Annotated in this window: 29 protein-coding genes; 11 read left to right on the top strand and 18 right to left on the bottom strand. The window is 69.0% G+C overall.

Annotation, left to right across the window (positions count from 1 at the left end):
- Positions 1 to 81: 81 nt before the first annotated feature.
- The 4 genes from uvrA to LT965_RS09015 form a co-directional block, all read right to left on the bottom strand.
- Entirely contained in the window at positions 82 to 3,057 is a 2,976-nt protein-coding gene (uvrA, locus tag LT965_RS09030; RefSeq protein WP_232700439.1) for an excinuclease ABC subunit UvrA, read from the bottom strand.
- Between the two features lie 110 nt (positions 3,058 to 3,167).
- The gene (locus LT965_RS09025) at positions 3,168 to 3,380 is read right to left on the bottom strand and encodes a DUF7511 domain-containing protein (RefSeq protein WP_232700438.1); all 213 of its coding nucleotides are present in this window, start codon (positions 3,378 to 3,380) and stop codon (positions 3,168 to 3,170) included.
- 19 nt (positions 3,381 to 3,399) lie between these two features.
- On the bottom strand, positions 3,400 to 3,876 hold the full coding sequence (locus LT965_RS09020) for a universal stress protein (RefSeq protein WP_232700437.1): 477 nt from the start codon (positions 3,874 to 3,876) through the stop codon (positions 3,400 to 3,402).
- Positions 3,877 to 3,976: 100 nt separating this feature from the next.
- The gene (locus LT965_RS09015) at positions 3,977 to 4,450 is read right to left on the bottom strand and encodes a YbaK/EbsC family protein (RefSeq protein ID WP_232700436.1); all 474 of its coding nucleotides are present in this window, start codon (positions 4,448 to 4,450) and stop codon (positions 3,977 to 3,979) included.
- Positions 4,451 to 4,594: 144 nt separating this feature from the next.
- Between LT965_RS09015 and LT965_RS09010 the strand changes: the two genes are divergently transcribed.
- Positions 4,595 to 4,795, top strand: a complete 201-nt coding sequence (locus LT965_RS09010; protein ID WP_232700435.1) for a hypothetical protein — start codon at positions 4,595 to 4,597, stop codon at positions 4,793 to 4,795.
- Positions 4,796 to 4,945: 150 nt separating this feature from the next.
- On the opposite strand, the gene LT965_RS09005 is transcribed toward LT965_RS09010, so the two are convergent.
- Positions 4,946 to 5,686, bottom strand: a complete 741-nt coding sequence (locus LT965_RS09005) for an SDR family NAD(P)-dependent oxidoreductase (RefSeq protein ID WP_232700434.1) — start codon at positions 5,684 to 5,686, stop codon at positions 4,946 to 4,948.
- A gap of 60 nt (positions 5,687 to 5,746) precedes the next feature.
- Between LT965_RS09005 and LT965_RS09000 the strand changes: the two genes are divergently transcribed.
- From LT965_RS09000 to LT965_RS08985, 4 genes are all read left to right on the top strand, one after another.
- Positions 5,747 to 6,199, top strand: coding sequence for a universal stress protein (locus tag LT965_RS09000; RefSeq protein ID WP_232700433.1), 453 nt, complete (start codon positions 5,747 to 5,749; stop codon positions 6,197 to 6,199).
- On the top strand, positions 6,199 to 6,804 hold the full coding sequence (locus LT965_RS08995) for an AIM24 family protein (RefSeq protein WP_232700432.1): 606 nt from the start codon (positions 6,199 to 6,201) through the stop codon (positions 6,802 to 6,804). The genes LT965_RS09000 and LT965_RS08995 overlap by 1 nt, the downstream gene beginning before the upstream one ends.
- A 64-nt stretch (positions 6,805 to 6,868) precedes the next feature.
- Positions 6,869 to 8,320 carry an LVIVD repeat-containing protein gene (locus tag LT965_RS08990; RefSeq protein WP_232700431.1) on the top strand — a complete coding sequence of 484 codons (1,452 nt, stop codon included), beginning with the start codon at positions 6,869 to 6,871 and terminating at the stop codon, positions 8,318 to 8,320.
- A 38-nt stretch (positions 8,321 to 8,358) separates the two neighbouring features.
- A complete protein-coding gene (locus LT965_RS08985; protein ID WP_232700430.1) occupies positions 8,359 to 8,730 on the top strand; it encodes a NifU family protein in 372 nt (123 codons plus the stop codon).
- Here the strand turns inward: LT965_RS08985 and LT965_RS08980 are convergent.
- Genes LT965_RS08980 through LT965_RS16580 form a run of 3 tightly spaced genes read right to left on the bottom strand, consistent with a single transcriptional unit; the run spans position 8,727 to position 10,708 of the window.
- Complete coding sequence (locus tag LT965_RS08980) at positions 8,727 to 10,148, bottom strand: ribonuclease FAU-1 family protein (RefSeq protein ID WP_232700429.1); 1,422 nt, start codon at positions 10,146 to 10,148, stop codon at positions 8,727 to 8,729. The two genes, LT965_RS08985 and LT965_RS08980, sit on opposite strands and share 4 nt — an antisense overlap.
- The gene (locus tag LT965_RS08975; RefSeq protein ID WP_232700428.1) at positions 10,145 to 10,537 is read right to left on the bottom strand and encodes a DUF7532 family protein; all 393 of its coding nucleotides are present in this window, start codon (positions 10,535 to 10,537) and stop codon (positions 10,145 to 10,147) included. The genes LT965_RS08980 and LT965_RS08975 overlap by 4 nt, the downstream gene beginning before the upstream one ends.
- A gap of 39 nt (positions 10,538 to 10,576) precedes the next feature.
- Positions 10,577 to 10,708: a hypothetical protein gene (locus LT965_RS16580; protein ID WP_269782552.1), complete on the bottom strand. Its 132-nt coding sequence runs from the start codon at positions 10,706 to 10,708 to the stop codon at positions 10,577 to 10,579.
- 109 nt (positions 10,709 to 10,817) lie between these two features.
- Between LT965_RS16580 and LT965_RS08970 the strand changes: the two genes are divergently transcribed.
- The gene (locus LT965_RS08970; RefSeq protein WP_232700427.1) at positions 10,818 to 11,894 is read left to right on the top strand and encodes a PrsW family intramembrane metalloprotease; all 1,077 of its coding nucleotides are present in this window, start codon (positions 10,818 to 10,820) and stop codon (positions 11,892 to 11,894) included.
- Here the strand turns inward: LT965_RS08970 and LT965_RS08965 are convergent.
- Positions 11,888 to 12,478 (bottom strand): riboflavin synthase, encoded by a 591-nt coding sequence (locus LT965_RS08965; RefSeq protein WP_232700426.1) that lies wholly within the window; start codon positions 12,476 to 12,478, stop codon positions 11,888 to 11,890. The genes LT965_RS08970 and LT965_RS08965 overlap by 7 nt on opposite strands.
- A gap of 79 nt (positions 12,479 to 12,557) precedes the next feature.
- Between LT965_RS08965 and LT965_RS08960 the strand changes: the two genes are divergently transcribed.
- Positions 12,558 to 12,995, top strand: coding sequence for a cytidine/deoxycytidylate deaminase family protein (locus LT965_RS08960; RefSeq protein ID WP_232700425.1), 438 nt, complete (start codon positions 12,558 to 12,560; stop codon positions 12,993 to 12,995).
- A 36-nt stretch (positions 12,996 to 13,031) separates the two neighbouring features.
- Positions 13,032 to 13,268, top strand: coding sequence for a DUF7533 family protein (locus tag LT965_RS08955; protein ID WP_232700424.1), 237 nt, complete (start codon positions 13,032 to 13,034; stop codon positions 13,266 to 13,268).
- On the opposite strand, the gene LT965_RS08950 is transcribed toward LT965_RS08955, so the two are convergent.
- From LT965_RS08950 to LT965_RS08940, 3 genes are all read right to left on the bottom strand, one after another.
- Complete coding sequence (locus LT965_RS08950; protein ID WP_232700423.1) at positions 13,262 to 14,287, bottom strand: M24 family metallopeptidase; 1,026 nt, start codon at positions 14,285 to 14,287, stop codon at positions 13,262 to 13,264. The two genes, LT965_RS08955 and LT965_RS08950, sit on opposite strands and share 7 nt — an antisense overlap.
- Complete coding sequence (locus tag LT965_RS08945; RefSeq protein ID WP_232700422.1) at positions 14,288 to 16,117, bottom strand: UvrD-helicase domain-containing protein; 1,830 nt, start codon at positions 16,115 to 16,117, stop codon at positions 14,288 to 14,290.
- 288 nt (positions 16,118 to 16,405) lie between these two features.
- Positions 16,406 to 16,564, bottom strand: a complete 159-nt coding sequence (locus LT965_RS08940) for a DUF7563 family protein (RefSeq protein WP_232700421.1) — start codon at positions 16,562 to 16,564, stop codon at positions 16,406 to 16,408.
- 115 nt (positions 16,565 to 16,679) lie between these two features.
- Here LT965_RS08940 and LT965_RS08935 point away from each other — a divergent pair, with 115 nt between their 5' ends.
- Positions 16,680 to 17,588 carry a DMT family transporter gene (locus LT965_RS08935; RefSeq protein ID WP_232700420.1) on the top strand — a complete coding sequence of 303 codons (909 nt, stop codon included), beginning with the start codon at positions 16,680 to 16,682 and terminating at the stop codon, positions 17,586 to 17,588.
- 284 nt (positions 17,589 to 17,872) lie between these two features.
- Positions 17,873 to 18,106, top strand: a complete 234-nt coding sequence (locus LT965_RS08930; protein WP_232700419.1) for a hypothetical protein — start codon at positions 17,873 to 17,875, stop codon at positions 18,104 to 18,106.
- Between the two features lie 87 nt (positions 18,107 to 18,193).
- Here LT965_RS08930 and LT965_RS08925 read toward each other — a convergent pair whose 3' ends face one another.
- From LT965_RS08925 to LT965_RS08900, 6 genes are all read right to left on the bottom strand, one after another.
- Entirely contained in the window at positions 18,194 to 18,367 is a 174-nt protein-coding gene (locus tag LT965_RS08925) for an HVO_0416 family zinc finger protein (RefSeq protein WP_232700418.1), read from the bottom strand.
- 72 nt (positions 18,368 to 18,439) lie between these two features.
- Positions 18,440 to 19,942 carry a carboxypeptidase M32 gene (locus tag LT965_RS08920; RefSeq protein ID WP_232700417.1) on the bottom strand — a complete coding sequence of 501 codons (1,503 nt, stop codon included), beginning with the start codon at positions 19,940 to 19,942 and terminating at the stop codon, positions 18,440 to 18,442.
- 77 nt (positions 19,943 to 20,019) lie between these two features.
- Positions 20,020 to 21,063: a zinc-dependent alcohol dehydrogenase family protein gene (locus LT965_RS08915; protein ID WP_232700416.1), complete on the bottom strand. Its 1,044-nt coding sequence runs from the start codon at positions 21,061 to 21,063 to the stop codon at positions 20,020 to 20,022.
- A 62-nt stretch (positions 21,064 to 21,125) separates the two neighbouring features.
- Positions 21,126 to 21,680: a GNAT family N-acetyltransferase gene (locus tag LT965_RS08910; protein ID WP_232700415.1), complete on the bottom strand. Its 555-nt coding sequence runs from the start codon at positions 21,678 to 21,680 to the stop codon at positions 21,126 to 21,128.
- A gap of 250 nt (positions 21,681 to 21,930) precedes the next feature.
- Entirely contained in the window at positions 21,931 to 23,442 is a 1,512-nt protein-coding gene (locus tag LT965_RS08905; protein WP_232700414.1) for a carboxypeptidase M32, read from the bottom strand.
- 71 nt (positions 23,443 to 23,513) lie between these two features.
- A complete protein-coding gene (locus LT965_RS08900) occupies positions 23,514 to 24,584 on the bottom strand; it encodes a M20 family metallopeptidase (protein WP_232700413.1) in 1,071 nt (356 codons plus the stop codon).
- Between the two features lie 166 nt (positions 24,585 to 24,750).
- On the opposite strand from LT965_RS08900, the gene LT965_RS08895 reads away from it, so the two are divergent.
- Positions 24,751 to 26,049, top strand: coding sequence for an RNA-guided endonuclease InsQ/TnpB family protein (locus LT965_RS08895; protein WP_232700412.1), 1,299 nt, complete (start codon positions 24,751 to 24,753; stop codon positions 26,047 to 26,049).
- Positions 26,050 to 26,060 lie beyond the last annotated feature (11 nt).

Below are 26,060 nucleotides of genomic sequence, written 5' to 3'. Positions count from 1 at the left end.
CGAGCGCACTGCGAAAAACCATTCGGACTCTCGAACTGTACCGGAGGGAACGGGCACCACCAGCCCACTCGACGTGAACGGCTAGTCGTCGTCCATCGTCGGCGCGGCCTTCCCCTCGTCTTGGGCGGGTTTCTCGCGGTCGGAGCGCGGCCCCTCGAGGTCGACGTCTGGGAGTTTGTCCCGGAGGTAGCGACCCGTGTGGCTGTCGTCGTCGCGTGCGACCTCCTCGGGCGTCCCGGTCGCGACGACGTCGCCACCGTGTTCGCCACCCTCGGGACCAAGGTCGACGATGTGGTCGGCGTTCTTCACGAGGTCGAGTTCGTGCTCGATGACGACGACGCTGTTGCCGCGGTCGGTGAGGCGCTGGAGCACCTCGATGAGTTTGCGTTCGTCCGCGCTGTGGAGGCCCGTCGTCGGTTCGTCGAGCAGGTAGAGCGTGTCGCCGGAGTCCTTCTTCCCGAGTTCCTCGGCGAGTTTGACGCGCTGGGCCTCCCCGCCGCTGAGGGTGGTCGAGGGCTGGCCGAGGCGCATGTAGTCGAGACCGACGTCCATCAGCAGCTTCAGCCGGCGGCCGAGCCGGGAGTCCGCCTCGAAGAACTCGTGGGCCTCCTCGACGGACATCTGGAGGACGTCGGCGATGGTCTTGTCCTTGAACGTCACCTCGAGGGTCTCGTCGTTGTAGCGGTCGCCCCCACACTCCTCGCAGGGGACGTGGACGTCCGAGAGGAAGTTCATCTCGATCTTCTGGGTGCCCTGCCCGCCGCAGGCCTCACAGCGCCCGCCCTTCACGTTGAAGGAGAACCGGCCCTTCTCGTAGCCGCGCTGTTTGGCGAGTTTCGTCTGGGCGAACTTCTCTCGGATGTAGTCGAAGACGCCGGTGTACGTCGCGGGGTTCGACCGCGGCGTGCGGCCGATGGGCGACTGGTCGATGAGCCGCACCTTCTCGACGTTCTCGATGCCCTCGATGGTGTCGTGCTCGCCGGGGTCGACGCTCGTGTTGTCGTTCATCTCGCGGGCGAGGCCCTTGTAGAGGATGTCGTGCATCAGCGTCGACTTCCCGGACCCGGAGACGCCCGTGATGGCGGTGAACGCACCCACGGGAACGTCCACGTCGACGTCGCGGAGGTTGTGCTGGCGGGCGCCGGTGATGGTGAGGCTCTCCTCCCAGTCGCGGCGCTCCTCGGGGACGGGGATCTGCTCGCGGCCCGCGAGGTAGTCGCCCGTGACGGACTCCTCGGCGTCCATCAGGTCCGCGACGGTGCCGTTGGCCACGACCTCGCCGCCGTGGCGGCCCGGCCCCGGCCCCATGTCGACGACGTTGTCCGCGCGCCGCATCGTCTCCTCGTCGTGCTCGACGACGACGAGCGTGTTGCCGAGGTCCCGGAGCTCCTCGAGGGTGTTCAGCAGGCGGTCGTTGTCGCGCTGGTGGAGACCGATGCTCGGCTCGTCGAGGACGTACAGCACGCCCACGAGGCCGGCACCGATCTGCGTCGCGAGGCGGATGCGCTGGCTCTCCCCGCCCGACAGCGTCGAGGCCTCGCGGTCGAGCGTGAGGTACTCCAGGCCGACCTCCTGCATGAACCCGAGGCGGGCGCGGATCTCCTTGAGGATCTCCTCGGCGATCTTCGTGTCCCGCTCGTCCATCCCGTCCTCCATCCCCTCGAAGTGGTCGAGGGCGTCACCGATGCTCATCCGGTTGACCTCGGTGATCGAGGTCCCCTGGACGAGCACCGCGCGAGACGCGGGCTTCAGGCGCGTGCCGTCACACGCCGGGCAGGTGGTGACGCTCATGTACTTCTCGATGTGGTCCCGGGTGGACTCGGAGTCGGTCTCCACGTAGCGGCGCTCGAGGTTCGGGATGACGCCCTCGAAGCGCTTGCGCTTCCGGCGGGTGCCGTTCTTCGTGTTCCGCTCGAAGACGACCTGCTCGGTCGTGCCGTAGAGGAACGCGTCCTGGACGTCCTCGTCGAGGTCCTCGAACGGCGTGCGGACGGAGACGCCGAAGTGGTCGGCGACGGCGTCCAGGCGCGTCCGGTAGTACGACCGGTTGTAGCTCCACGCCTCGAAGACGTCCTTCAGCGGCTTCGAGCGGTCGACGACGACGAGGTCCTCGCTGACCTCCTTCGTGTTCCCGATACCCTCGCACTCGGGGCAGGCGCCGTGCGGGCTGTTGAACGAGAAGCTCCGGGTCTCGATCTCGCTGATGTCGATGCCGCAGTGCGTGCACGCCAGTGCCTCGGAGAACTCGACGACCAGCCGGTCGTCGACCTCGTCGTCCGCGAGGTCGCCCGTCGACCGGGCGGTCGCGCCGCCGAGTTCGAGGTCGTCGTCCGGGTCGGGGACGACGACCTTCAACACGCCGTCGGCCTCCTCGAGGGCGGTCTCGACGCTGTCCGTGATGCGCGAACGGGCGTCGTCGCTGACCTTCACGCGGTCGACGACGACGTCGATGGTGTGGTCGTAGTTCTCGTCGAGCTCCGGGCGGTCGTAGGCGAGGTCGAACTCCTCGCCGTCGACCTCGACGCGGGAGTACCCCTCGCTGACGAGTTCGTCGAAGCGGTCCTCGAAGGCGCCCTTCTGGTCGCGCACGACCGGTGCGAGCACCTTCAGCTTCGTCCCCTCGGGTAGTTCGAGGATGCGTCGCACCATCTGCTGGGCGGACTGCTCGCCGACCTCGCGGCCACACTCCGGGCAGTGCGGGACGCCGACGCGGGCGTACAGCAGGCGGAGGTAGTCGTGGAGTTCGGTGACGGTGCCGACCGTCGAGCGAGGGTTGTTCGCGGCGTTCTTCTGGTCGATGGAGATGGCGGGGGAGAGTCCCTCGACGGACTCCACCTGGGGCTTGTCCATCTGCCCGAGGAAGTTCCGGGCGTACGCCGACAGGCTCTCGATGTAGCGGCGCTGGCCCTCGGCGTAGATGGTCTGGAACGCGAGCGACGATTTCCCCGACCCGGAGAGGCCGGTCACCACGTTGAACGACTCGCGTGGCAGCTTCACGTCGAGGTCCTTGAGGTTGTGCTCCTCGGCCCCGCGGACCTCGATGTACTCGTCTCTCATTAGGAGTCTCTTACCGCGTGCGGGGGTGAAGGTTTGTCGGTCCCGGCACGGCCACTGCCCGGCGGTTCGCGGTGCTCTCTGGCCGGTGGATAGCCGGATACCGTCGGTGGTCAGCGCATCTCGTCGAGCGAGACGAACGACCCCGCCTCGGCGGAGACCCACTCCGTGAGGAGTCGTCGGCTGTCGCTGTCCGGGTAGATGGTGCACTCGTCGGGGGCGTCGTCGTGCTCCTCGACGACCGCGATGACGCCCCGCGGGCGCCCTTCCGGCCCGCGGCCGCCGTCCGGCAGCGCGTCGTCGTTCGACGGTGGCGTCGGAGTCATGGCGAGTGGTGTGTCGGTCTCAGTCGGTGTTCGGCGCGGCCGCACCCGCTGCAGTCGTGGCGTCGGCGGCGTCCTCGATGCCGACCGTGAGCACGGGGACCGGAGACAGCGTGACCACCTTCTGGGCGGTGCTGCCGAGCAGGTTCTGCGTCGGGTCGTCGCCTCGCGTTCCCATGACCACGAGGTCCGCGCCGCGGTCCTCGACGGCGGCCAGGATCTCCTGGGTGGGCGTCCCCGTCCGCATCCCGGTCGTCACGTCGACCCCCTCCTCGGCGAGCGCGGACGCAGCGTCGGCGAGCGCGTCCTCGCCCTCCCGGCGGAGTCCGTCGGCGACCGACTCGACGCGGTCGTCGGGGAGCAGCGTGAACGGCCGGTCGTCGACGACGTAGAGCACGTGCACCGACGCGTCCCGTCTGGCGGCCACGTCGAGCGCGTGCTCGACGACGGCGTTCGTGGACGACGCTCCGTCCGTCGGCAGCAACACGGTGTCGTACATCCTCACGTGGGAGTCGGTTCCGCGGCGGCTTATACCGCCGACGCGGTTCCCAGTCGCCGAGAACTATCGGGCGCCACCGCGTCCCCCAGCGGCAGTCGTCCTACTCCGCGACGTCGGCCGCTTCCGCACCCGAGAGTTCCTGCAGTCGCTCGGGCGCTATCGGCCACACGGCGGTCGGCGTCCCGGCGGCCGCCCACACCTCGTCGTGGGCGAGCAGCGTGTCGTCGAGCAGGACGGGGACGCCGTTCTCGTGGCAGATGGGCGGCACGCCGCCGATGCTCCAGCCGGTCGCCTCCTTCACCTCGTCGGCCTCTGCCATCCGCGCGTCGCTGGCGTCCTGGTAGACGGCTACTTTGTCGAGGTCGACGCGGTTGGCGCCGCTGGTCACGACCACTACTGGGTCGTCGTCGTCGGCCACTACGACGATGCTGGAGGCGATCTGTGCGACGTCGCAGCCGATGGCGTCGGCGGCGTCGGCGGCGGTCTTCGTCCCCTCGTCGAACTCGTGGACGTCCACGTCGAGACCGTGCTCCTCGCGAGCCAGCTCGGCGAACTCGGCGGCGCGCTCGTGCATGCTCGTCGGTCACACGGCCCGGCGAAAAAGGTGTGTCGTTCGGCGTAATCCGGGAGGTCACGCGGTCGAACTCCGGCGCCCGCGGATCGCCGCACGTCCGACGAACAGAGGTGAATACTTCCGTCCCGGGGTGCAAGCCCGGGCATGAGTTCGGAGTCAGGGTCGGTGCTCGCCCGCTTGCTCCCGGTGGCCGGGACCGCCTACCTCGTCTGGCTCGCAACGCAGCCGCCGCCGGCCCGGTGGGTCGGCCTCGGCTGTCTGGCGATCCTCGTCCCGTTCGTCGGCGGGTGGCTGCTCGGGAACGTCGCGGGAATCGGCCCGTGGGCGCCCGACAAGGCCGAGTGAAGCGCGACCGAAGAGAGAATCAGACGGACTCGGGCAGCCAACCGCCGTCGACCTCGACGTTCTGCACGCACCTTTTCCCGGCCTCACATCGCTCGCGGCGCTCGCCGCTCGCACTGCTCGGCCGTAAAAATCTGCACCAAAAAGCGCTGCTCAGACGGACTCGGGTAGCCACCCGCCGTCCACCTCGACGTTCTCCCCGGAGATGTACGCCGAGTCCTCGTCGCAGAAGAACCGCACTGCCTGCGCGACGTCGCCGAAGGAGGCCCAGCGGCCGCGAGGAGCGTCCTCGGGGAACTCGTCGGAGTTCTCGAGGACGTACGGAGAGACGGCGTTGACGGTGACGCCGTCGTCCTGGGTGTCGGCGGCGAGCATCCGCGTGAACATCAGGACGCCCTGTTTGGCGACGAAGTACGGGAAGTTCTTCGGGGAGACCAGCCCCTTCTCGGAGGACGCGTAGCCGACGTTGACGATGCGGCCCCACCCCTGGTCGCGCATCCCGTCGAGCGCGCGCTTCGAACAGAGGTAGGTGCCGGTGAGGTTCGTGTCGAGGACGCGGTTCCAGTCCGCGAAGGCGATGTCCGCCCAGTGGTCGGGCGCGAAGTCGCCGACGTTGTTCACGAGCACGTCGACGGTGCCGAGTTCGTCCTCGGCGGCCGCGAACAGGGCGTCGACGCCGTCGGGGTCGGTGACGTCGCCCTGCACAGTAGCGACCGCGGGTGCGCCGGCGTCCCGGGCGGCGTCGGCCGTCTCGCGGGCGGCCTCGGCGCTGCTGTGGTAGTGGACGGCGACGCTGGCGCCGCAGGCGGCGAGCGAGCGCGCGAGCGCGCTGCCGAGACCCCGCGAGCTCCCGGTGACGAGTGCGGTATGACCGTCGAGGTCGGGTTCGAGCACGTCCGAATACACTTCTGACACGGGCATATGCTTATGGGCTTTCCCGAACACCGCCGTTGTATGACACTGAAAAACGTACTGCTAGCAGTCGGCCCGGGCGACGCGGAACGTATCGATGCGCTCGCGAGGACGACAATCGACATTGCGGGACCTGCTGGAGCAACAGTGACATTCGCACACGTGTTCACTGAGGAAGAGTACGACCAAGCACGGTCGGACCTCGACATAGACTCTGGCGACGACGTGACTGTCGACACCGTCGCACGTCAGCATGCGACGGTTCGCGGCCTCACTGACCGACTGACCGATGAAAGCATCCACGTCGATGTTCGGGGCCGCGTGGGACCACACGGCGAGTCCATCGTCACTCTCGCCGATGACGTGAACGCGGACCTCGTCATCGTCGGCGGCCGGAGGCGCTCGCCGACCGGGAAGGCCGTCTTCGGGAGTACCGCGCAGACGGTGTTGCTGTCGGCGCCGTGTCCGGTGATGTTCGTCCGCGAAGACCACTGATGGAGACGGCTGTCGAGGATGGCGTGGACGGCGTGCTGATCGCGACCCTCGACGCGGGAGAGTCGCTGCTCGCGGCCGCCGGGGCGCTCGTCGACCACACCGGCGGCCTCCGGGTCGAGCGCGCCAGGGAGGGCGTCCTCCGGACGGTGGCGAACGCGGCCCGCAAGCGGGAGCAGACGCCGGTCCGCGTCACGGCCGAGCGGGAGACGACCGCCCGCTTCGCACCGGAACACCACGGCGAACTGGTCGCCTGCGAGGTCGGCGAGCGGCGCGTGGCGGCGGCCCGCACCGCGTTCCTGGCGGCGACCGACGGCGTGCGCGTCGGCGCCGACCGGGTGGGCAACGCGCCGGACCGCGGTCACGGGCTGTTCCTGACGACGTTGTCGGGTGCGGGCACAGTGTTCCTCGCGAGCCGCGGGCGCGTCGAGCGCGTCGACGTCGCGGACGGCGAGGGCCGCGTCGTCTCGGCCGACCACGTCGTCGCGTTCGACAGCCGTGCGGACGTGAGCGTGGAGCGAATCAGCGCGCTCGAGGACGCGACGGCCACCTGCCGCATCGGCGGGCCGGGCACCGTCTGGGTGGGAACCCGGCGCAGGCCCCGGTAGGAGTGGCTCGCAGGGCGCGTGACTCGTCGCAGGACTTTTGCCCGGCCCACCCAGAGGGAGTGCCATGCGACGACGCGACGTGCTGCGCGGCGCCCTGGGCGCAGCAGCCCTCCCGCTGGTGAGTAGCGCGGTGACCGCCGACAGCCAGGAGTCCTACGAACCCCTTGGCCACGTCGCCATCGAGGCGACGAAGGAGGTCGTGGTCGACGACGAGACGGCGTACGTCGCCACGACCGACGGCTTCGCGACTGTGGACGTCGGCGACCCCGCGAACCCCGAGGTGCTCTCGGAGGCGTCGTTCCTGCTCTCCGACCGGGAGAACGGCCCCCTCACCCAGATCTACGACGTGAAAGTCGACGGCGACACGTTGATCGTCGTCGGCCCGGCGAACGGGACCGTCGAGGAGACCCTGCAGGGGGTGGCGGTGTACGACGTCGGCGACCCAGCCAGTCCGGAGCGCATGGGGTTCCACGAGACCGACTACCCCATCCACAACGCCTACCTCGAGGACGGCGTGGCGTACCTCACCGCCAACGACCAGCGTGACAACCCGGTCGTGATGGTCGACGTGAGCGGGGACCCCGCGGAGATCGGGCGCTGGTCCATCGTCGACCACGACGAGGCGTGGCGGACCGTCAACTGGTTTGTGCGGTCGAACCACGACCTCTACGTCCAGGACGGCACGCTGTACATCGCCCACTGGGACGCCGGCACGTGGCTCGTCGACGTCAGCGACCCCGCGAACCCGGAGTACGTCAACCACTTCGGTCACTACGAGCTCTCGGAGCTCCAGACGCTCGAACAGCCGTACGTCGAGGGCGTCGAGACGCCGGGGAACTCCCACTACGTCACGGTCAACGACGACGCGACGCTGCTGGGCTCCGGCGCGGAGGCCTGGGACGTCCCCGAGACGGAGACCACGGGCGGCCCGGGCGGCATCAACCTCTGGGACATCTCGGACCCCCAGAACCCCGAGAAGGTGGCGTTCATCGAGGCACCGGCGACGCCGGACCCGACCCAGCAGGGGACGTGGACGACGAGTCACAACTTCGAACTCCGCGGCGACCGCCTCTACACGTCGTGGTACCGGGGCGGCGTGAAGCTGTTCGACGTCAGCGACCCCGCTAACCCCGAGGAGATGACGTGGTGGCGCCAGCCCGAGCAGGCGAGTTTCTGGGCCGCCCAGTACCTCTCCGAGGAGGCGTTCGTCGCGAGCAACCGGGCCGGCAGCGGCGACTACCCCTCGGGCGTCTACACGTTCCCGAACCGCGCGGGCGAGCAGGCGAACCCGCCGTCGCTGGCCCCGCAGACGACCACAACGACGACGAACGAGGGGACTACGACCACCACCACCACCCAGAGCACGACGACGACCAGCGGCACCACGACGACCGAACTCACCGCCGAACCCGACAGCACTGGCGAGTCCGGCGCCGACGTACCCGGATTCGGTGTAGTCGCCGGGCTGTCGGCGGCGTCGGCGGCCGCGCTGGCGGCGTGGCGGCGTCTCGACTAACCGAAGGTATACCACACCTCGGGCGCGTAACCTCGCTCATGAGCGAGACAGCGGGTGCGGGGGACCTCCACGAGCGCGTCGAGACGTGGCTCACGGCCCAGATGCCGATCATCCGGAGCCACGGCGGGACCAGCGCGGTGCGGAAGGCCGACCCCGAGGACGGCGAGGTGATCGTCGAACTCGGCGGCGCCTGCTCGGGGTGCGGTATCAGCCCCCGCACCGCCCAGCGGATCAAGATGGACCTCGCCGCGGAGTTCGACGAGGTCGACGACGTCGTCGTGCGGTTCACGGACGGTGACGGCGGCGGGTGGGGCGGCGACCAGCCGGAGAGCTTCATGGGCGTCGACCGCAACGATGGCGGCCGCGGCGGCCGCGGCGAGGGCAGTCCGAACTCCGACAACCACTTCTAGTTCTCGACGGCGCGTCGCACGCGCTCGGCGACGTCCAGCGCGCGCTCCGCGAGGTCCGGGGAGACCGTGCCGGCGTCGACGCAGTCCTGCAGTTCGTCCTCGTCGACGACCTCGACCGTGCCGTCGGCGTGTTTCACCACGTCCACGTGGAGGTCGACGTACCGCACGGCGTCCGGGAACACCTCGACGGGCGTCGAGACGTTCAGGTAGGTCCCCTTGACGGTGCCGTCGTCGGCGCGGTAGACGGTCGGGTACCACCAGTTCCCCTCCGTGAACCGGGTGGTGGCGACGTCGCCCGCCTCGCGTTCGACGTCGAGTTCGTCGTAGACGCCGCCCGCCGTCATCGCTCGCTCCACCGTGAGTCGCCCGTTCTCGACGTCGCGGTCGGTGACCTCACCCCGGCCGAGTGTGATGCGTCGGCCGTCGGGTTTGCCGTGCCGGAGCGCCACCGTGTCGCCCTCTCGCGGCCCGAACTGGTCGGTCACCGCGTCGAACGGGAACGCCCCGGTGTCGACGCCGAGCGCCTCCGCGAAGTCGACGGCGCCGCTGGCCGTCTCGCTGCCGGCCTTGACGCGGTGGTGGCCGTCCATCGTCGCGGTCACCTCGCGGCGGACGTCGTCGAGGGCGAACCGCGAGTCGCGCCCGAACCACGCCCACGCTGTCTCCTCGGAGGCGACCACCAGACGGGGCGCGTCGTCCCCGGGGTCAGTGGCCGCCTCGAGTGCGGCCTCCAGGTCGCCGGCGACCGCTGCCACGGTGTCGAGGGCGTCGCCGAGCGCGGTCATGTCCGCATCCTCGGCGTCGCACTCCCAGCGGACGCCCCAGTTCTCCGGGAGGTCGGGGTCGAGTAGTTCCGTGGTCCGCGCGAGTTCGTGGTCCGCGCCACCCCCGGGCGTCCCCGCGACGAGCGCGTCGACGCCGCGTTCGAGCGTCGCCACCCCGCCGGGTGCGTCGATCCGGGTGCCGACGACGGGCCGGTCGCGGCCCCACGGGGGGTTCGGTTCATGGACCTGCACGCGGACCGTGTCGCCCTCCTCGACGTGGCTGTCGGCGGCGTCGAAGGGCAGGTACGCCTCCCGGCCCTCTCCTAGGTCGACGACCGCGCCGCCGCCGACCGTCCGCTCGACGACGGCGTCGAACACCGCGCCGCGGGCCGCGCGGTCCGCCCAGACGAACGTGTCGAGACCCACGTCACGGAGGACGGCGAGCACGGCCTCGGCGGCGTCGGGAGTGGCGGCGACGCCGACGCCCTGCCGGTCAGACGTCATCCAGACGACGGCGTCGTGTTCGGCCGTCTCGAAGTCCGCGTCGAAGCGCTCGCGGATGGGTGGCGACGCCGCCACCACGTCGAGGCCCGCCTCGCGGAACAGATGTGTGAGCGCCGTCGCGTAGATGCCACGGACGCGGACGCGGGTCATTCGAGCGCCGCCCGGTCGCGGGCGAATCGTACCCGGCCGTGGACGGTCGGCCCGAGCGTGAGTTCGACGACCGCGGGGTCGCCGTCCGCCTCGGTCAGCACGCGTGCGCCCTCCACGTAGGCGCCCCACGTGTCGAACCGGACGAACCCCCTGATGTCCTGGCTGTGCGTGAACAGGTCGACGTAGTCGAGGTCGTGTTCGGGGAACTCGGCCGTGGAGTGCGTCTGGTCCATGTCGGAGTAGACGGTGTCGAGACCGTCGAAGAAGGCCTCCACGCGGTCGGCTTCGGCGGCGGCCTCGTCGGCGACCGCCCGCTCGATGTCGCTGACGTCGTCCCGCGAGAGGCCGGCGACCCGGAGCTTCGCCCGGGTTCGCTGGTCGAAGAGCATACGCCTGCTTCGGGACGTGGGGGTTTCAGCGTTGCCGCCTCAGTCGTCGGCAGGCGCGGGGGCGTCGGTCGACGCTTCGGTTCGTTCGTCGTCGGCGGCGGTGCGGTCGTCTCGTCGGTTCGGTTCGGGCGGCCCGGAGTACAGCAGACCGCGGCTGGGACTGAATGCCATGCACGGAGGGGACTCGAAGACACGCATAAGGTTGGCCCTATAGGTAATCAATGGCATATAAGGACGTGGTGCGGGAACACAGAAGGGTCGGGAGGCCGAACAGTCGAGCATGGCAGACGAGAAGGACCCCGTCCAGCGCGCGGGGACCGACGGGGAGGACCTCTACGACGTGGCGACGTGGGAACAGCGGACGACGCTGGACCGCGCGTCGGCGTGGCTGTACGGCGCGCTCGCGACGACGGCGCGGGCGATCGTGGTCGCCCTGAGCGCGCTCATCATCATCGCACAGTTCGCGGCCGCCGTCGGTCTCGTGTTCGTCGACCGCCCCGTCGTCGCCCTCTACGTCTTGCTGTCGGTGGTGCCCGCGCTGGGGCTGGCCGCGTTCATCTGGAGGGCCGACGTGACGAGACGCGAGCCACTCGAACTGCTCGTCGTCACGTTCGCGCTGGGGTTCCTATTCGCCGGCTTCGCCGCCGTGGTGAACACCATCGGCTCGGGGTTCTTCTTCGGACTCGCGGGCGAGGGGTCGCCGGGGTGGCTGGTCGTGCTCGCACCCGCGCTGTTCTTCTTCCTCGTCGTCGGACCCGTCGAGGAGACGGTGAAGTGGCTCGCGATCCGCCTGTACGCCTACCGGAGCCCCCGCTTCGACGCAGTCGTCGACGGCGCAGTGTACGGGGCGATGGCGGGCCTCGGGTTCGCCACCGTCGAGAACGCACTGTACATCGGCCGCGAGGTGCTCACGACGTCGCAGGCCGCCAGCGGCGTCGTCCTCGAGAGCGTCGCCATCGAGACGGCGGCCGTGCGGACGCTCGCGGGCCCGGGCCACGTCATCTACTCGGCGATCGCGGGCTACTACCTCGGACTGGCGAAGTTCAACCAGGAGAACCGCGGGCCCATCGTGGTGAAGGGGTTGCTCATCGCCGCCGTCGTCCACGCCATCTACAACACGACGGTGACGAATCTCGCGGACATCACGGGCACCCTCGACGTCTCGGCGGGACTCGGGTTCATCGCGTTCGTCGTCCTCTACGACGGGGCGCTGTTCTACTTCCTCTACCGGAAGCTGTCGGCGTACCAGGCCGCCTACGTCCGCACCGGGGCCAGCGACGCCCGAGCCGACGACCCGGACGGGGAACACCCCGGCGAGAAGTCGACGGCCACCGACAGGTCCGGTGACGGTCAGTAGTCGTTCAGTCGCTCGACGTACTTCGCCAGCACGTCCACCTCGACGTTGACGCTGTCGCCGGGTTCGCGCTCGCCGAGCGTCGTGAGGTCGTAGGTCGTCGGGACGACGGCGACGGAGAACTCGCCCGCCGAGTCGTCGACGGCCGCGACGGTGAGACTGACGCCGTCGAGGGTGATCGACCCCTTCTGGGCGACATACTGCTCGTGGTCCTCGGGGAGCGCGAACGTGTACGTCCAGTCCTCGCCGACGGCCTCCACGTCCCGGACTTCGGTGGTGGTGTCGACGTGGCCCTGCACGATGTGGCCGTCGAGGCGGCCGTCCGCCGGGAGCGCGCGTTCGAGGTTCACGCGGTCGCCCTCCCGCACTTCGTCGAGCGTGGTCTTCTCGAGGGTCTCGGTGGCGGTGAACGCGGTGAACCAGTCAGAGCCGAATTCCTCGACCGTGAGACAGACGCCGCCGACGCTGATGCTCTCGCCGTGCGCGAAGTCGGAGAGACCGTCGGTGCGGATACGCAGGCGGCGGCCGCCCTCGCTGTCGACGATCTCCTCGACGGTGCCCGCCTCTTCGACAATTCCGGTGAACACGCCTCCAGATTCGAGACGCGTAACGAAAACGTACCGGTTTCTGCCGAAAGTACTTGCCGTCGCGAACAGAGCGGCAGACATGGACCTCGCTCCCCTCACCGACGCCGACGACCGACTCGTCGACCACGCCGTCGCCGCCGCGGAAGCCGCCTTCTCTCCCGACGGAGCGGGTCGGTTCGACGGCCCCGCGCACATCGTCTCGGCCGCCGTGGAAGCCAGCGACGGCGACGTCTACACGGCCGCCAGCCTCCCCGCGAGCGTCGGGCGCGCGTCGACGTGTGCGGAACCGGGCGCGCTCGGGAGCGCCGTCGCGGACGGCGCCCACTCGTTCGAGCGCGTCGTCGCCGTCGAACACCCCCGCGGTGTCGACGAGTCGTTCCGCGTCGTCCCGCCCTGCGGCGTCTGCCGGGAACTGCTCGCGGACTACGGCGACGACATCCGCGTCGTGGTCCGGACGGAGGCGGGCGACGTCGGCGTCGCACGCGCTGCGGACCTGCTTCCCGTTCGCACGTGGTGAGAGACGCTTATCCGTCCCGAGCGCCCACTGTCTGACGTGCGCATCCTCGACATGGTGACCCTCGCCGTCGCGCTGGCGTTCGCCGCCCCGGCCGCGCTGTTCGGCGTCGAGACGCTGCTCGCGGGCGACCTCACCGGCCTGGTGTTCCTCGGGTTCGCCGCCGGCATCCTCCTCTTCGAGCGGTACGTCACGACACCGACGGACGTCCCGATTCTCGCCGTCCAGAAGACCGTCGACGCCGTCGCCGAGGACCCCGAGGACGACGGTCAGTAGTCCGCTCGCGGCACCACCGACCGCGGGAACTCGCCAACGCGCTCGACGCCCGACTCGGTGACGACGCCGAGGTCAGCGATCCACACCGCTCCCTCGTCGTCGAGTTCTGCCGCGACTCCGAGCACCGCCCCCGCTTCGAGCGTGGCGTCGCCGGTCGGCGCCTCGTGCGCGTCGAGGCCGACGCCGTGGACGCTCGCGCTCCCGGCTTCCGGCGGGAAGCCGTACGACCCGAGTTCCGCGAGCACCTCGCTCTCCGCGGCCGCGACGGTCGTCTCGCCCGGTTCGACGATGTCGATTCCCGCGTCGACGGCGTACTCGCAGGCGAGCGTTGCGCGGCGCTCCCACCCGCCGTCGCTGTCCGCGACGAACGTCCGCGCGAGCAGACCGTGGTAGCCGCCGGAGCGCGGCGTCACGCGAACCGGGACCGGTTCCGTCGCCGAGAGCGCGCCGTCTCCGCCGACGACCGTCTCCGGCGCCGCACCGTCCCGGGCCATCGCGGCGTTGGCGGTGCGGCGCACGCGCTCGGCAGTCACCTCGCCCTCCTCATCGACCAGCGGGTCGCCGTCCGCGCCGGCGAGTAGCGCCGCGACGGCAGCCATCCCCGTCTCGGCGGCGGCCTGCGCGTCTCGAATAGCGGTCAGTTCGGCGTCCGTCTTCCGGGCTCTCGCGCGCCGGTGGGCGGTGGTCGACGCCACGTCGACGCCGTCCCCCTCCAGGTAGAGCGCGGCGTCGTGGGGGAGCGTCCGCGGTGCGAGTACGGAGTCGCCGACGAGGCCGGGGAGACGCGTGGCGGGCGTCGGTTCGGCGTCGAGGACGGTCGCGTCCGCGCTGACGGAGACGTGGTCGGGGAGCAGTTGCTCGGGAACTACGGCGACGCGGCCCGCGTAGACGACCGCCGCGCGACACGGGAGGGAGGCGCCGCTCAGGTAGTGGACGAGCGGGTCGCCGGGTGGACCGACGAAGACGAAGGCGTCAGCGCCCGCGTCGGCGAGCGCGTCGTCGAGGGGCGCCGTCCGCATTCACGGGAGCTGGACCGGGGTGTCGGCTTCGAGGGCGTCCTCGAGAGTCTGGCCGGTCTGCTCGCCGTAGAGCAGCACGTCGATGGGCAGCGTCGGCGCGCCGCCGATGAGGTTCTGGAGGATGACGAGGCGCTCGCGGGCACGGCTCATGCCGACGTAGAAGACGCGGCGCTCGTTGTCCGTCAGGATCGGGACCGGGCTGGTCTTGCTCGTGAACTCCACGCCCTCCGGGATGTCCTCGGGGTCGGCGGTCGCCGCCATCTGCTCGACGACCTTCTCCGTGAGGTCCGTCGAGAGGAAGACGTGGTCGGCCTCGCGACCCTTCGCGGAGTGGATGGTGCCGACGCGTACGCGCTCGGGGTCCATGCCGCGGTACTCGCCCTGGAAGTAGGCGTCGATGCTGCGGCGCTGGTAGCGCGTGACCTTCCGGAGCATGTCCGCGGCGGCCGACGGGCCGGGGACGAACGGGACGTAGTCGCGGATGAACTCCGCGGTGAACGTGAGGTCGGTGAGGTCAGTGTCCTCGCCCTGGGCCTCGTCGATGGCCTCCCGGAGGTCGTTGCGCTCGCGGGTGCCGAACGCCGAGTCCTGGAGCATGTCCATCAGGCGGCGGGCCTGCAGGCCGTCGATGGGGTCGTCGTTCTCCAGGGCCTCCACGGCGGAGATGTACTGCTGGAGCCGGTCGGTCCACATGCGCTGGTCGGTGAGCGCCTTGAACGGGATGCCCTCGCCGATGAACTCGTCGACGAAGTCGAACAGCTGGTAGCGAGCGCGGAACAGCACCATCACCGTCTCGTCGTCGGACTGCTGGACGGTCGAGCGGACGTTCCGCACGAGGTCGAGCATCGACGGGCTGTCGATTGCCTCGACGCTCCCGCCCTCCTTGCGGGGTTTGAGGTCCTTCTCCTGGCGCGTCTCGATGTGGCTGATCTCCTGCTGGACGACCTGGAGCACCTGGGACGGCAGGCGGTAGGAGTTCGGCAGCACCACGTCGTCGGTGACGTGGGTGTTGAGCAGGAGTTCCGGGTCCGCACCCTGCCACGCGTAGACGACCTGGTCGTCGTCGCCCGCGATGAGCACCTTCTCCATGTGCGGACGCCACTCCTCGTAGACGTCGTACTGCAGGCTCGTGATGTCCTGAAACTCGTCGATGACGAGGTAGTCGACGTCCGGGAGTAGCGAGCGCTGCTTGACGCGTTCGAGCATGTCCGCGAAGCCGACGAGTTCGTTCTCGCCCTTGTACGCGCGCCACGCCCGGATGGCCTCCGGGATGTCGTAGCGCTCGTCCGTGGAGGGCCACGTCGGCGTGTACTTGTTGCCGGTCTGTGCGTTGTCGTCGATCTCCGGCGGGAGGCGGACCTCCTCGTCGTTCCAGCGGAACGGCACGTCGTACCAGTCCGAGACGTCGCGTCGGGTTCGCTGGAGCCACTGGGACGTGGCGATGACCTTGTTGCCGAGCGTCGTCGAACGAGCGGTCCGCCGGGAGCCCGACGCGTACTCGTCCTCGAAGGGGATCCCGTACTCCTCGCAGAAGTCCTCCTTGTCGTCCTCGCCGACGACGTCGCCACGCGAGAGCCCGAGCAGTTCGTAGGCCTTCGCGTGCATCGTGGCGACGTTGCCCCGCAGCGACCGCGGGTTCACGTCGAGTCGCTCCGCGAGTCGGTCGCGGACCTCTGCCGCGGCGGCACGTGTGTACGACACGACGAGGATGTCCCGGACCGTTACGTCGTCCTCCTCAAGAAGTTCCTCGACGTGGTCGAGGAGCGCGGTCGTCTTCCCGCTCCCCGGACCACCGAACAGCCGCGTGACTTCCGGCTCCGAGTCCGTCATTGTTGTTCTAAAGGAGCCGAACTGGTATAAACCGCTTGAAATTCTACTGGCCTGATACTGTCCGAGGAAACTAAATTCGGGCGACAGGTCGGCGGCAGGGCCGGACGAGTTCGCCGCTCGGTAACTCCCGAACAGGCCGACCCTACGCGGCAGCGTCGGCCGTAGACCGCGGTTTCTCCCGGGAACGCGTCGCCGCGTCGTCCACCCACCAGGACCGACGTAACCACTGACTAGCCCGCAGTATCGACGCGGAGAACGGAGGAAGTCGCCGGTTGTTCGTCGCGCTCGTCAGGTCCGGCGCGTCGACCGCGCCTCGCGGACGTCCGCACCGTCCCGGATCTTGTCCTCGCAGTTCGGGCAGACGCGAGGTTCGCCCTGGCCGGTCGGCGTGAACACTCGCGCGTAGGCGTCTGTCACGAAGGAATCGCAGTTCTGGCACTCCGGCATGGATCCGCCTCACGTTACTCGTCGCGGAACTTATGCGTGCTGGCCGTGGCAGCGGTCTGCGGGGCCCTGCCGCGACCACAAGCGTTCTTGGCGGCAGTCACATGGTCCGAGACAGATGGTCGAAACGGCGGTGGTCGCACTCGCACTCGTGCCGGCGGTGCTGTGGGGGTTCAGCCCCGTCCTGTCGAAGCGAGGGATGGCGGCCGGCGGATCCAGCCTGCAGGCGTCACTGACCGTCGTGGTCGTCGACACGAGCCTCTTCGCCGGCGCCCTGCTCGCCCTGCAGGGCACGAATGCGTTCGCCGCCGTCACGCCCGAGGCTGCTGCCGTGTTCCTCGGCGCGGGCCTCGTCGGCACCGCACTGGGTCGGCTCGCGACGTTCACGGGCGTCGACCGGGTCGGCGCCAGCATCAACTCCGCGGGGATCAGTTCGCGGCCGCTGTTCGCCACCGTCCTCGCCGCCGCCTTCCTCGGGCAGGCCGTCGAGCCAGTCGTCGGCGTCGGCATCCTCGTGCTGGTCGCGGGACTGGTCGTGCTCGCACTGTCAAAGGGCGGCGACCTCTCGGGGTGGGACCCGCGGGACCTCGTCTTCCCGCTGGCGGCGGCGTTCTTCTTCGGCGTGGGGAACGTCGCTCGCGCCTACGGCCTCAGGACGTTCGGTGACGTGACGCTGCTGGAGGCTGTCGCACTCAACGAGGTGGGTGCGCTCGTGGCCCTCGTCGGCTACGGGGTGTACGCGGCGCGTGGCGACGTCTTCTCGGCACCGCGGCGGACGTACGCCTACTTCGCGGGCAGCGGGACGCTGACGGCGGTGGCGCTGCTGGCACTGTTCGGGGCGCTGGAACTCGGCCGGGTCGCCGTCGTCGACCCGCTGGCGGCGACGGCGCCGCTGTTCACGACGGTGTTCGCGGCGGTGCTCCTGCGGGACCTCGAGCGCGTCACGCGTGGTGTGGTGGTGGGGGCGCTCCTCGTCGTCGTAGGCGCCGCCGTCGTCGTCCTCGGCAGCGGCGCGAGCGCCGCGTAGTCGGCCTCGTGAGGAACCATCGCACACCTCCCGAAGAGTCTACACGCGCCACTGAGTACCGCCAGCCTGGGATGACGCGAAGTGTTCCGGTTTCGGGCCTCCACCCGACGTAGCTCTACCTCTCGAGCGAGAAACTCGCGGACGTCGCGACGTGGTTCGACTTCGACGAGCCGAACTACGGCACGCTCCCCGCCTTCGAGTACGACGGCGAGTGGTACCTCTCCGACGGCCACACGAGGGCCGCGTGACCGAGCACAGCGAGGTCACGTTTCGCGCGAGCGGCAATGCCGCGAGCGTTCCTCGCGCACCTCGCCGGGGTCGACGAACTCCGCGTCGAGCGGGACGATGCAGTCCGCGAGGCGTACGACTTCGACGTCTACGAGGCCGCTATCGAGTGGTGCGAGGAGGAAGGCGTCCGGGAGATCGGGGACCTCGCGGGCCGCGTCGTCGAACCCGGGACGTTCGAGGAGGTCTGGCTCGCACGCTGCGAGCAGGTCGGCGAGGGGGAGACGGACTGACCGCCATAGCAGGCGCTGGCGGGCGTCGACGGACGCGAAAAGCGGTCGGTGTCGGTGCGTTCGGAGAGCGAGTCGGGGTGTGCCGCGTTACGGCGACCACCCACAGACGCCACAGTCTGTCGCGTCTACGTCGTGGAGACCACTGCACTCCGGACACTGCTTCTTGTTGTAGTTTCGCTCCCAGGTCGCCGTCTCGTGACCGCGCTGTTCGAGGAAGTCGTCCAGAAGGGAGTCGTCGTCCGGAGTCGATGCGCTCGACATACGTGGTATGCTATGCCACACCACTACTTGAAACTACCGGGGTGACAGATGCGGGCCGGGCTGGCCGGGGACCTAGAGGTCGTAGATGTCCCCGAACTTCTCGCGTGCGTAGTCGACGAAGTAGTCCGCAGTCAGCGGTTCGCCCGTGGCCACCTCGATCAGTTCGTCGGTCGTGTACCGCTGGCCGTGGCTGTGGACGTGCTCGGTGAGCCACTCGCGGATGGGCGCGAACTCGCCCTCGCAGACGAGGCCGTCGACGTCGAGGTCCTCGCGCATCGTCGCGTCGAGCTGGGCGGCGAGCACGCTGCCGACCGTGTAGTTCTGGAACGACGCGAAGCCACCAGTCCAGTGGATGTCCTGCAGGCAGCCCGCCGCGTCGTCCGCGGGGCGGACACCCAGGTACTCCTCCATCAGGTCGTTCCACCGCTCGGGGACGTCCTCGACAGCCAGGTCGCCGCCGACGAATGCCTTCTCGACGTCCGACCGGAGGATGATGTGCATGTGGTAGGTGAGTTCGTCCGCCTCCACCCGGATGCAGTTGTCCGGGTAGATGCGGTTGACCGCCTCGTAGGCCTCCCGGGGGGCGGCGTCCGTCCCGAGGTGCTCGTTGACGAACGGCGCGGCGTACTCCCAGAACGCCTCCGTGCGCCCGACGTGGTTCTCCCAGAACCGCGACTGGGACTCGTGGACGCCCGAGGAGCGGGACTGCCCGAGCGGCAGGCCGTAGGCGTCGTCGCGGAGGCCGTGCTGGTAGCTCGCGTGGCCGAACTCGTGGATGGTCGAGAGCATCGCGTCCACGGGGTCGTCGGACTTGAACCGGGTCGTGATGCGGGCGTCGAACTGCGGGCCGACCATGAACGGGTGGGGCGCCGTGTCGAGGCGGCCCCGGTCCCAGTCGTAGCCCAGTCGGTCGACGATCTCGCGGCAGAGTTCCATCTGGGTGTCGTCGTCGTAGTCACCTGCGAAGGGGGACGTGAACTCGGCGTCGCTATCTTTGATGCCCGCGATGAGCGGGACGAGTTCCGCGCGGAGCGTGTCGAAGATCTCCTCGACGCGCTCCAGGGGGAGGTACGGTTCGCCGTCCTCGAACATGACCGCGTAGGGGTCGGCGGTGTCGTCGATGTGGCGGGCGCGCTCGACGTGGAGTTCGCGGAGGTCGTCGAGCGTCGGCGCGAACTGCGAGAAGTCGGCGTCGGCCTTCGCGTCCTCCCACACCTGCTGGGCGTCGGACTGCGTCTCGGTCAACTCAGCGACGAGGTCGCTGGGCACGCGGTCCGAGCGATCGTAGCGCCGGCGCAGTTCCCGGACGAGCACCTGCTGGTCGGCGTCGAGGTCGCGGCCGTAGAGTTCGTCCAGCCACTCGCCGACCTCGTCGTCCGTGAGCAGGTCGTGGCTCACCGTCGACAGCGCCGACAGCTGTTTGCCGCGGGCGGGCGCGCCACCCTCCGGCATCATCACGCGCTGGTCCCACGCGAGGACGCCGCGAGCGTCGCCGAGGTAGGAGAGTCGTTTCGTCCGCTCTTCGAGGGCCTCGTAGGCGTCCGTTTCGGACGCCTCGGGGGGTTCTGTCGCCATACGCCCCCACTGTGTCCTGTCAGTACGTCAAAGCTCGCCCACCGGAAAACTGGGACTGCGCGGCACCGACCGACCGCTCAGAGCTTCACCATGACCTTGATGGCGTCGCGTTCGTCCATCGCGCGGTAGCCCTCCGGGACGCCCTCGAGGTCCACCGTCTTCGTGAAGATGGGCGAGGGGTCGAGTGTGCCCTGGAGCACGTCGGCCAGCAGGTCCTCGACGTACGCCCGAACGGGAGCGACGCCGCCGTTCAGCGCGATGTTGTCGGTGAACAGCGAGAACACGTCGAGTCCGCCGCCCGCCTGGACGCCGTGGGGGACGCCGACGTAGCCGACGGTGCCGCCTGGCCGCGCGACGGAGATGGCGGTGTCCATCGCGGTGGCCGCGCCGACGCACTCCATCACGTGGTTCGCACCGCCGTACGTGAGTTCCAGCGCTCGCTCGACAGCCTCGTCGCCCCGGGCGGCGACGGTCTCCGTCGCGCCGAACTCCTCGGCGAGTTCGAGGCGGTCCTCGTGGTGACCCATCGCGACGACGCGCTCCGCGCCGAGGCGCTGGGCGGCGAGCACGCCACAGAGCCCTACCGCTCCGTCGCCAACGACGACCGCGGTGTCACCCTCGCTGACGCCCGCGCTCACGGCGGCGTGGTGGCCGGTCGCCATCACGTCCGTCAGCGGCAGGAGCGCCTCGAGCGTGTCCTCGTCGTCGGCGTGCCGGTCGGGCACCCGGACGAGCGTGCCGTCGGCGAACGGACAGCGCACGTACTCGCCCTGCGCGCCGCCGTTGTCCCCGCCCCAGGACTCGTCCTCCACGCAGGAGGTGTACAGGCCCTTCCGGCAGAACTCGCACTCCCCGCAGCTGATGGCGAACGGCGCGAGCACGCGGTCGCCGGGTTCGACGGAGGTGACGTCGTCGCCGACGTCCTCGACGATGCCCATCGGTTCGTGCCCGACCGGCGACCCGGCTTCGCGGTCGCTGTCCCCGCGGTAGAACCAGAGGTCGGAGCCACAGACGGCGGTGTGCGTGACGCGCACGACGGCGTCCGTCGGCGCCTCGACCTCCGGTTTCGGTACCTCCTCGACGGTTATCTCGCCCGGCCCCTGGTAGATGGCTGCGCGCATACTCACGTGTGGGTCCGGCAGCAGGAAAAGACGTCCGACACCGGTGGTTCTCAGGTGGGCGGTCAGTCGCTACCGTCCCACTCCTCGCGGAGCAGGCCGTACGTGAGCATGTCGTAGTAGTCGCCGCGGTAGTACGCGGCCTCGCGCCGGGCGCCCTCGCGCTCGAAGCCCAGCGATTCGAGGAGGGCGATGGAGGCGTCGTTGAACGCGCCGACGTTCGCCTCGACGCGCCGGAGGTTCAGGTCCTCGAAGGCGTACTGGAGCAGGGTGCTCGTCGCGTCCGTCCCGTATCCCCGACCGTGGAACTCGGGGTCGAGGTGGTAGGCCAGTTCCCTGCCGCGAGCGCGGTCGGTCGCCGTCGGGCCGTACTGAGTGCCCGTCAGCGAGACGTGGCCGATGGGGTCCTCGTCCACGCACGCGAGCAGTTGCACGCCGTCCTCGGTGGTGAGCACGTTCTTGAAGAACTCCTCGCCGAGTTCTGCGTTCATCGGCTTCGAGTCGAGCGCCGGCCGCCAGACGCGCGGGTCGTTCATCCACTCGTGAATCGCGTCGAGGTCTTCGCGCTCGGGCGGTCGGAGAGTTACCTCGTCGCCGGAGAGGAAGACTGGTCCAGGCATACGAGCACTCGCCGCCGAGTCGGGCATAAGTTTTCGGTGACCGTGCGAGGAAGTGACGCGGCCGGTGACACAGTCAGCCTCCTGACGGATTGAAAGGGCGAGGCTGGGTACGCGAACCCCCGCGACGCAAGTACCGAAGCGAGCACCGCGAGCGAAGGGCGCAGCGAGCGGCGGGAGCGTACCCAGCCGAGGGCTTTCAGGCGTCGTCAGACGAGAAGGAAGCGCGTGAGAGAGCTACTACGAGGTCGAGTTACAGGTCGTACAGTTCCGTGTACTTCTCGGTGACGTAGTCGACGAAGTGGTCGGCGTTGTACGCCTCGCCAGTCGCCTCCTCGACGAGTTCGGGCGTGGTGTAGCGGGCGCCGTGGCGGTGGACGTGCTCCTCGAGCCACTCCGCGATGACGTCGAAGTCACCCTCACGGACCTTCGCCTCGACGTCGCCGACGTCGGCTTCGAGGGCGTCGTAGATCTGGGCGGCGAGCACGCTGCCCAGCGAGTACGTCGGGAAGTAGCCGAACGAGCCGTGGCTCCAGTGGATGTCCTGGAGACAGCCCTCACTGTCGGTGTCGGGGCGGATGCCGAGGTACTCCTCGTACTTGTCGTTCCAGCGCTCGGGGACGTCCGCGACGTCGAGGTCGCCCTCGATGAGTTCGCGCTCGATCTCGAAGCGGACGACGATGTGCATGTGGTAGGTGAGTTCGTCCGCCTCGACGCGGATGAGGTTGTCCTCGTACACCTCGTTGGCGGCCTCGTAGGCGTCCTCCGGCGTGGCCTCGGCGACCTGCGGGAAGCGCTCCTGCATCGCGGGCAGGAACTTCTCCCAGAAGACCCGGGAGCGCCCGACGTGGTTCTCCCAGAGGCGGCTCTGGGACTCGTGGACGGTGAGGTCACGTGACTCGCCCAGCGGGTTGCCGTACTGCTCGCGAGGGAGGCCGAGCGTGTAGCGCGCGTGGCCGAACTCGTGGATGGTCGAAGTGAGCGCGCCGAGGGGGTCGTCCGCGGCGAACCGCGTGGTGACACGGGCGTCGAACTGGTTCCCCGTCGAGAACGGGTGGGGTGCCGTGTCGAGGCGGCCGTGGTCCCAGTCGTAGCCGAGCGTGTCCAGGGTGTCCCGCGCGAGTTCCTCCTGGGTGTCCACGTCGAACTCCCCGGTGAAGGGGTCGGCGAGTTCGACGTCACTGTCGCGGATGTCCTCGACGAGCGGGACGAGCTCCTCGCGGAGGCGTTCGAGCACGCGCTCGGCCGTCTCCAGGTCGAGGTACGGCTCGTAGTCCGCGAACAGCACCTCGTAGGGGTCGGCCTCGTCGTCGATGTGCGCGGCGTACTCCCGCTTCAGTTCGACGAGCTCCTCGAGGACGGGCGCGAAGATGGAGAAGTCGTCCTCCTCTTTGGCCTCCTTCCACTTCGGGAGCGCCTCGGAGGTCGTCTCGGATATCTCGGCCACCAGGTCGCTGGGGACGCGGTCGGCGCGCTCGTACTCGCGGCGGATCTCTCGGACGACCGCCTCCTGCTCGCCGGTCAGGTCGGCGTCGTCGAGTTCGTCGAGCCACTCGCCGACCTGGTCCTCGGTGAGGAGGTCGTGGGAGAGCGAGGAGAGCGCGGACTTCTGCTGGGAGCGGGCGGGCGTCCCGCCCTCGGGCATCATGACCTCCTGGTCCCAGGAGAGCAGCATGTTCGCGCTGTTGACGTTCGACAACTGCTCGTAGTGGTCGAGGAGGGCGTCGTACGCTTCCGGGGCTTCCGTCGTAACCTCTGTCGCCATATGCCCACGTCACCCCGTGGCCCCAAGAGGGTTGCCGTCCGTCGCTACCGCCGGACCACGAGTTACCCGGCTCACGCGCTCGCGAGTCGCCGGTAGACGCGACGACACCGGTCGAGCACGTCGAGAGAGACGCTCTCCGTGGCGGTGTGGGCCTCCCCGGGTTCGGCAGGCCCGCAGACGAGACACGACACGCCGGCGTCGGCGAGCCACCCCGCGTCCGTCGCGTGGGGCTTGCTCACGCGCTCGCCGGCACCGTCCTGAACCTCGCGGACGGCGTCGAGCGCGCGCTCCACGAACGCCTCGTCGTCGCAGGCCATCGGCGGGAGGTCCTGGTCGACGCTCCAGGTCACGCCCTCGACGCCCTCCACCTCGTCGAGTGCCGCGCGCTCGCCGGGGACAGTGCGCTCGTCGACGGTCACCTCGCAGGCCTCGGGAATCACGTTCCACGCCGACCCGCCCTCGATCTCGGTGACGGCGACGCTCCCCGACAGCGTCTCCCCGAACACCTCGGCGCTCGGGGCGTCGAGGTCGCGGATCACGTCGACGGCGTCGCAGGCCCGGTAGATGGCGTTCTCTCCCGCCTCGGGTTCGCTGGCGTGAGCGGCCGCGCCCTCCGCGGTGACGGTGCTCGCGCGCCGCCCCTTGTGCGCCACCGCGACGTCGAGGACGCCCGGCGCGGAGTAGCCCGTCGACCCCTCGGCGACGAGCGCCCGGTCGGGCGCGAAGCCGTCGTCGATGGCGTACCGCGCGCCCTCGCCGCCGGTCTCCTCGCCGACGAACGACGCGAACGCGAGCGGGCACTCCGGGTCGGCGTCCCGGAACGCGAGCAGCATCGCGGCGACGGCGCCCTTCATGTCCGCGGTGCCGCGGCCGTAGAGGCGGCCGTCGCGCCCCTCGAACACGTAGCCACCGTCAGTGGTCTGGCTCTCGTCCGGCGGCACGACGTCGTGGTGGCCGACGAGCGCGAGCGACGGGCCGTCGGCGTCCCGTTCGCGCCACGCCAGGACGTTGCCCGCGCCGTCCCGGGTCACGTCGGCGTCCGTCTGCTCGCGGAGCCACGACTCGACGGCGTCGCCGGCGGCCGTCTCGTCCTCGTGGCTCGGAATCGAGACCAGACGTTCGGTCAGCGTGCGGACGTTCACACCGGAGCGACGGGACGGAGGAACTTAGCCCCCGGCGTCGTCCGGCGGGGGGCCGCCCCCGTCTATCTTGATTCGAGGAGAGAATCCTGCCGTTCACGGCGGGAGTGAATCCGACACTGCCTACACAATCCACAGCATTAAGTAAGATTAATTACACGGACTATGTATGGCGATTCATGTCGCTCGCACCTATGTTGCTTCCATACAGAACCAGCAACTGGTCAAGGGTGACTTGGACTCGCTCGGGTTTGCCGCCTCGAAACTCTGGAACATCGCTCGCTGGACGTGCGACCGTATCTGGAACGAAACAGGGACAATCCCCGATGATGGCCCGCTCAAGGCATACCTGAAGACCCACGAACGCTACGCCGACCTCAATTCTCAGTCGAGTCAGCGAGTCATCGAAGAACTCGCTGAAGCATTCCGTGGTTGGTACGCCAAGCGCCGAAACGGGGACGACCGCGCAAACCCACCAAAGTACAGAAAGAACGGCGACGACCACCCGCGCTCTACGGTCACGTTCAAAGAAGACGGCTTCAAACACGACGCGAAGAACAACCGAATTCGACTCTCCAAAGGCCGGAACCTGAAAGACCACTGGTCGGACTTCATCCTCTGCGACATCGAAACCCGACCAGACGTGGTCGTTGAGAACATCCCCCAAGTTCGAGCCGTTTGGAATGGTGACGAATGGGAACTCCACATCGTGTGTAAACACGAAATCGAGGCCCGGTCTCCCGGCGACGAAACCGCTGGTATTGACCTCGGTATCAAGAACTTTGCCGCCGTCTCGTATTCCACGGACGACCACGAGTTGTATCCGGGGAACGCTCTCAAGACCGACGAACGGTACTTCGCCAAGGAGATAGCGAAGTGCAACTCACCTCGGTCGAACAAAGCACTCCGGCTTCGCCGGAAGCGTTCGGAGCGCCGGTCGCACTACCTGCACGCCGTCACCAGACACATCCTCACAGAGTGCGTCGAACGAGGTGTCGGAACGATTGCCGTCGGCAACCTCGAGGGCATCCGTGAAGACGACGAGACTGGCGAGGCTCGGAACTGGGGCGACCGTGGCAACGAAGGCCTGCACGGGTGGGCGTTCGACCGCTTCACGAACCTGCTCACGTACAAGGCGAAAGCCGAAGGCATCGCCGTGGTCACGGTGAGCGAGCGAGACACGTCGAAGACGTGTTCGTGTTGCGGGCAGAAACGCGAGGCGAATCGCGTCGAGCGTGGGTTGTACATCTGTCGTGGGTGTGACGCCGTGATGAACGCCGACTCGAATGGCGCAGAGAACATTCGCCGTCGGTTAGACCAAGCAGAAAAGGTAACTCTGAATCCCTCTGTGGATAGGAGTAGCGGGCGTGTGGCACGCCCTGTGGTCAACCTGTTCCGTCGTGGAGAACACGACCCGAGTAGTGGACAGGGGACGTTCGCTGAACAAGCGAGCATCTGCAAACCGTAAATATCCCAACG

The organism is Halobacterium wangiae, from assembly GCF_021249345.1.
Taxonomy (GTDB): Archaea; Halobacteriota; Halobacteria; order Halobacteriales; family Halobacteriaceae; genus Halobacterium; species Halobacterium wangiae.
The sequence above is the reverse complement of the archived record's forward strand: the minus strand, read 5'-3'. Positions and strand labels throughout refer to the sequence as shown.

Bases quoted from the DNA above. Each gene is read 5' to 3' on its own strand.
- uvrA (WP_232700439.1), bottom strand. From the start codon at position 3,057: ATGAGAGACGAGTACATCGAGGTCCGCGGGGCCGAGGAGCACAACCTC.
- LT965_RS09025 (WP_232700438.1), bottom strand. From the start codon at position 3,380: ATGACTCCGACGCCACCGTCGAACGACGACGCGCTGCCGGACGGCGGC.
- LT965_RS09020 (WP_232700437.1), bottom strand. From the start codon at position 3,876: ATGTACGACACCGTGTTGCTGCCGACGGACGGAGCGTCGTCCACGAAC.
- LT965_RS09015 (WP_232700436.1), bottom strand. From the start codon at position 4,450: ATGCACGAGCGCGCCGCCGAGTTCGCCGAGCTGGCTCGCGAGGAGCAC.
- LT965_RS09010 (WP_232700435.1), top strand. From the start codon at position 4,595: ATGAGTTCGGAGTCAGGGTCGGTGCTCGCCCGCTTGCTCCCGGTGGCC.
- LT965_RS09000 (WP_232700433.1), top strand. From the start codon at position 5,747: ATGACACTGAAAAACGTACTGCTAGCAGTCGGCCCGGGCGACGCGGAA.
- LT965_RS08995 (WP_232700432.1), top strand. From the start codon at position 6,199: ATGGAGACGGCTGTCGAGGATGGCGTGGACGGCGTGCTGATCGCGACC.
- LT965_RS08990 (WP_232700431.1), top strand. From the start codon at position 6,869: ATGCGACGACGCGACGTGCTGCGCGGCGCCCTGGGCGCAGCAGCCCTC.
- LT965_RS08985 (WP_232700430.1), top strand. From the start codon at position 8,359: ATGAGCGAGACAGCGGGTGCGGGGGACCTCCACGAGCGCGTCGAGACG.
- LT965_RS08980 (WP_232700429.1), bottom strand. From the start codon at position 10,148: ATGACCCGCGTCCGCGTCCGTGGCATCTACGCGACGGCGCTCACACAT.
- LT965_RS08975 (WP_232700428.1), bottom strand. From the start codon at position 10,537: ATGCTCTTCGACCAGCGAACCCGGGCGAAGCTCCGGGTCGCCGGCCTC.
- LT965_RS16580 (WP_269782552.1), bottom strand. From the start codon at position 10,708: ATGGCATTCAGTCCCAGCCGCGGTCTGCTGTACTCCGGGCCGCCCGAA.
- LT965_RS08970 (WP_232700427.1), top strand. From the start codon at position 10,818: ATGGCAGACGAGAAGGACCCCGTCCAGCGCGCGGGGACCGACGGGGAG.
- LT965_RS08960 (WP_232700425.1), top strand. From the start codon at position 12,558: ATGGACCTCGCTCCCCTCACCGACGCCGACGACCGACTCGTCGACCAC.
- LT965_RS08950 (WP_232700423.1), bottom strand. From the start codon at position 14,287: ATGCGGACGGCGCCCCTCGACGACGCGCTCGCCGACGCGGGCGCTGAC.
- LT965_RS08945 (WP_232700422.1), bottom strand. From the start codon at position 16,117: ATGACGGACTCGGAGCCGGAAGTCACGCGGCTGTTCGGTGGTCCGGGG.
- LT965_RS08940 (WP_232700421.1), bottom strand. From the start codon at position 16,564: ATGCCGGAGTGCCAGAACTGCGATTCCTTCGTGACAGACGCCTACGCG.
- LT965_RS08935 (WP_232700420.1), top strand. From the start codon at position 16,680: ATGGTCGAAACGGCGGTGGTCGCACTCGCACTCGTGCCGGCGGTGCTG.
- LT965_RS08930 (WP_232700419.1), top strand. From the start codon at position 17,873: ATGCCGCGAGCGTTCCTCGCGCACCTCGCCGGGGTCGACGAACTCCGC.
- LT965_RS08925 (WP_232700418.1), bottom strand. From the start codon at position 18,367: ATGTCGAGCGCATCGACTCCGGACGACGACTCCCTTCTGGACGACTTC.
- LT965_RS08920 (WP_232700417.1), bottom strand. From the start codon at position 19,942: ATGGCGACAGAACCCCCCGAGGCGTCCGAAACGGACGCCTACGAGGCC.
- LT965_RS08915 (WP_232700416.1), bottom strand. From the start codon at position 21,063: ATGCGCGCAGCCATCTACCAGGGGCCGGGCGAGATAACCGTCGAGGAG.
- LT965_RS08910 (WP_232700415.1), bottom strand. From the start codon at position 21,680: ATGCCTGGACCAGTCTTCCTCTCCGGCGACGAGGTAACTCTCCGACCG.
- LT965_RS08905 (WP_232700414.1), bottom strand. From the start codon at position 23,442: ATGGCGACAGAGGTTACGACGGAAGCCCCGGAAGCGTACGACGCCCTC.
- LT965_RS08895 (WP_232700412.1), top strand. From the start codon at position 24,751: ATGGCGATTCATGTCGCTCGCACCTATGTTGCTTCCATACAGAACCAG.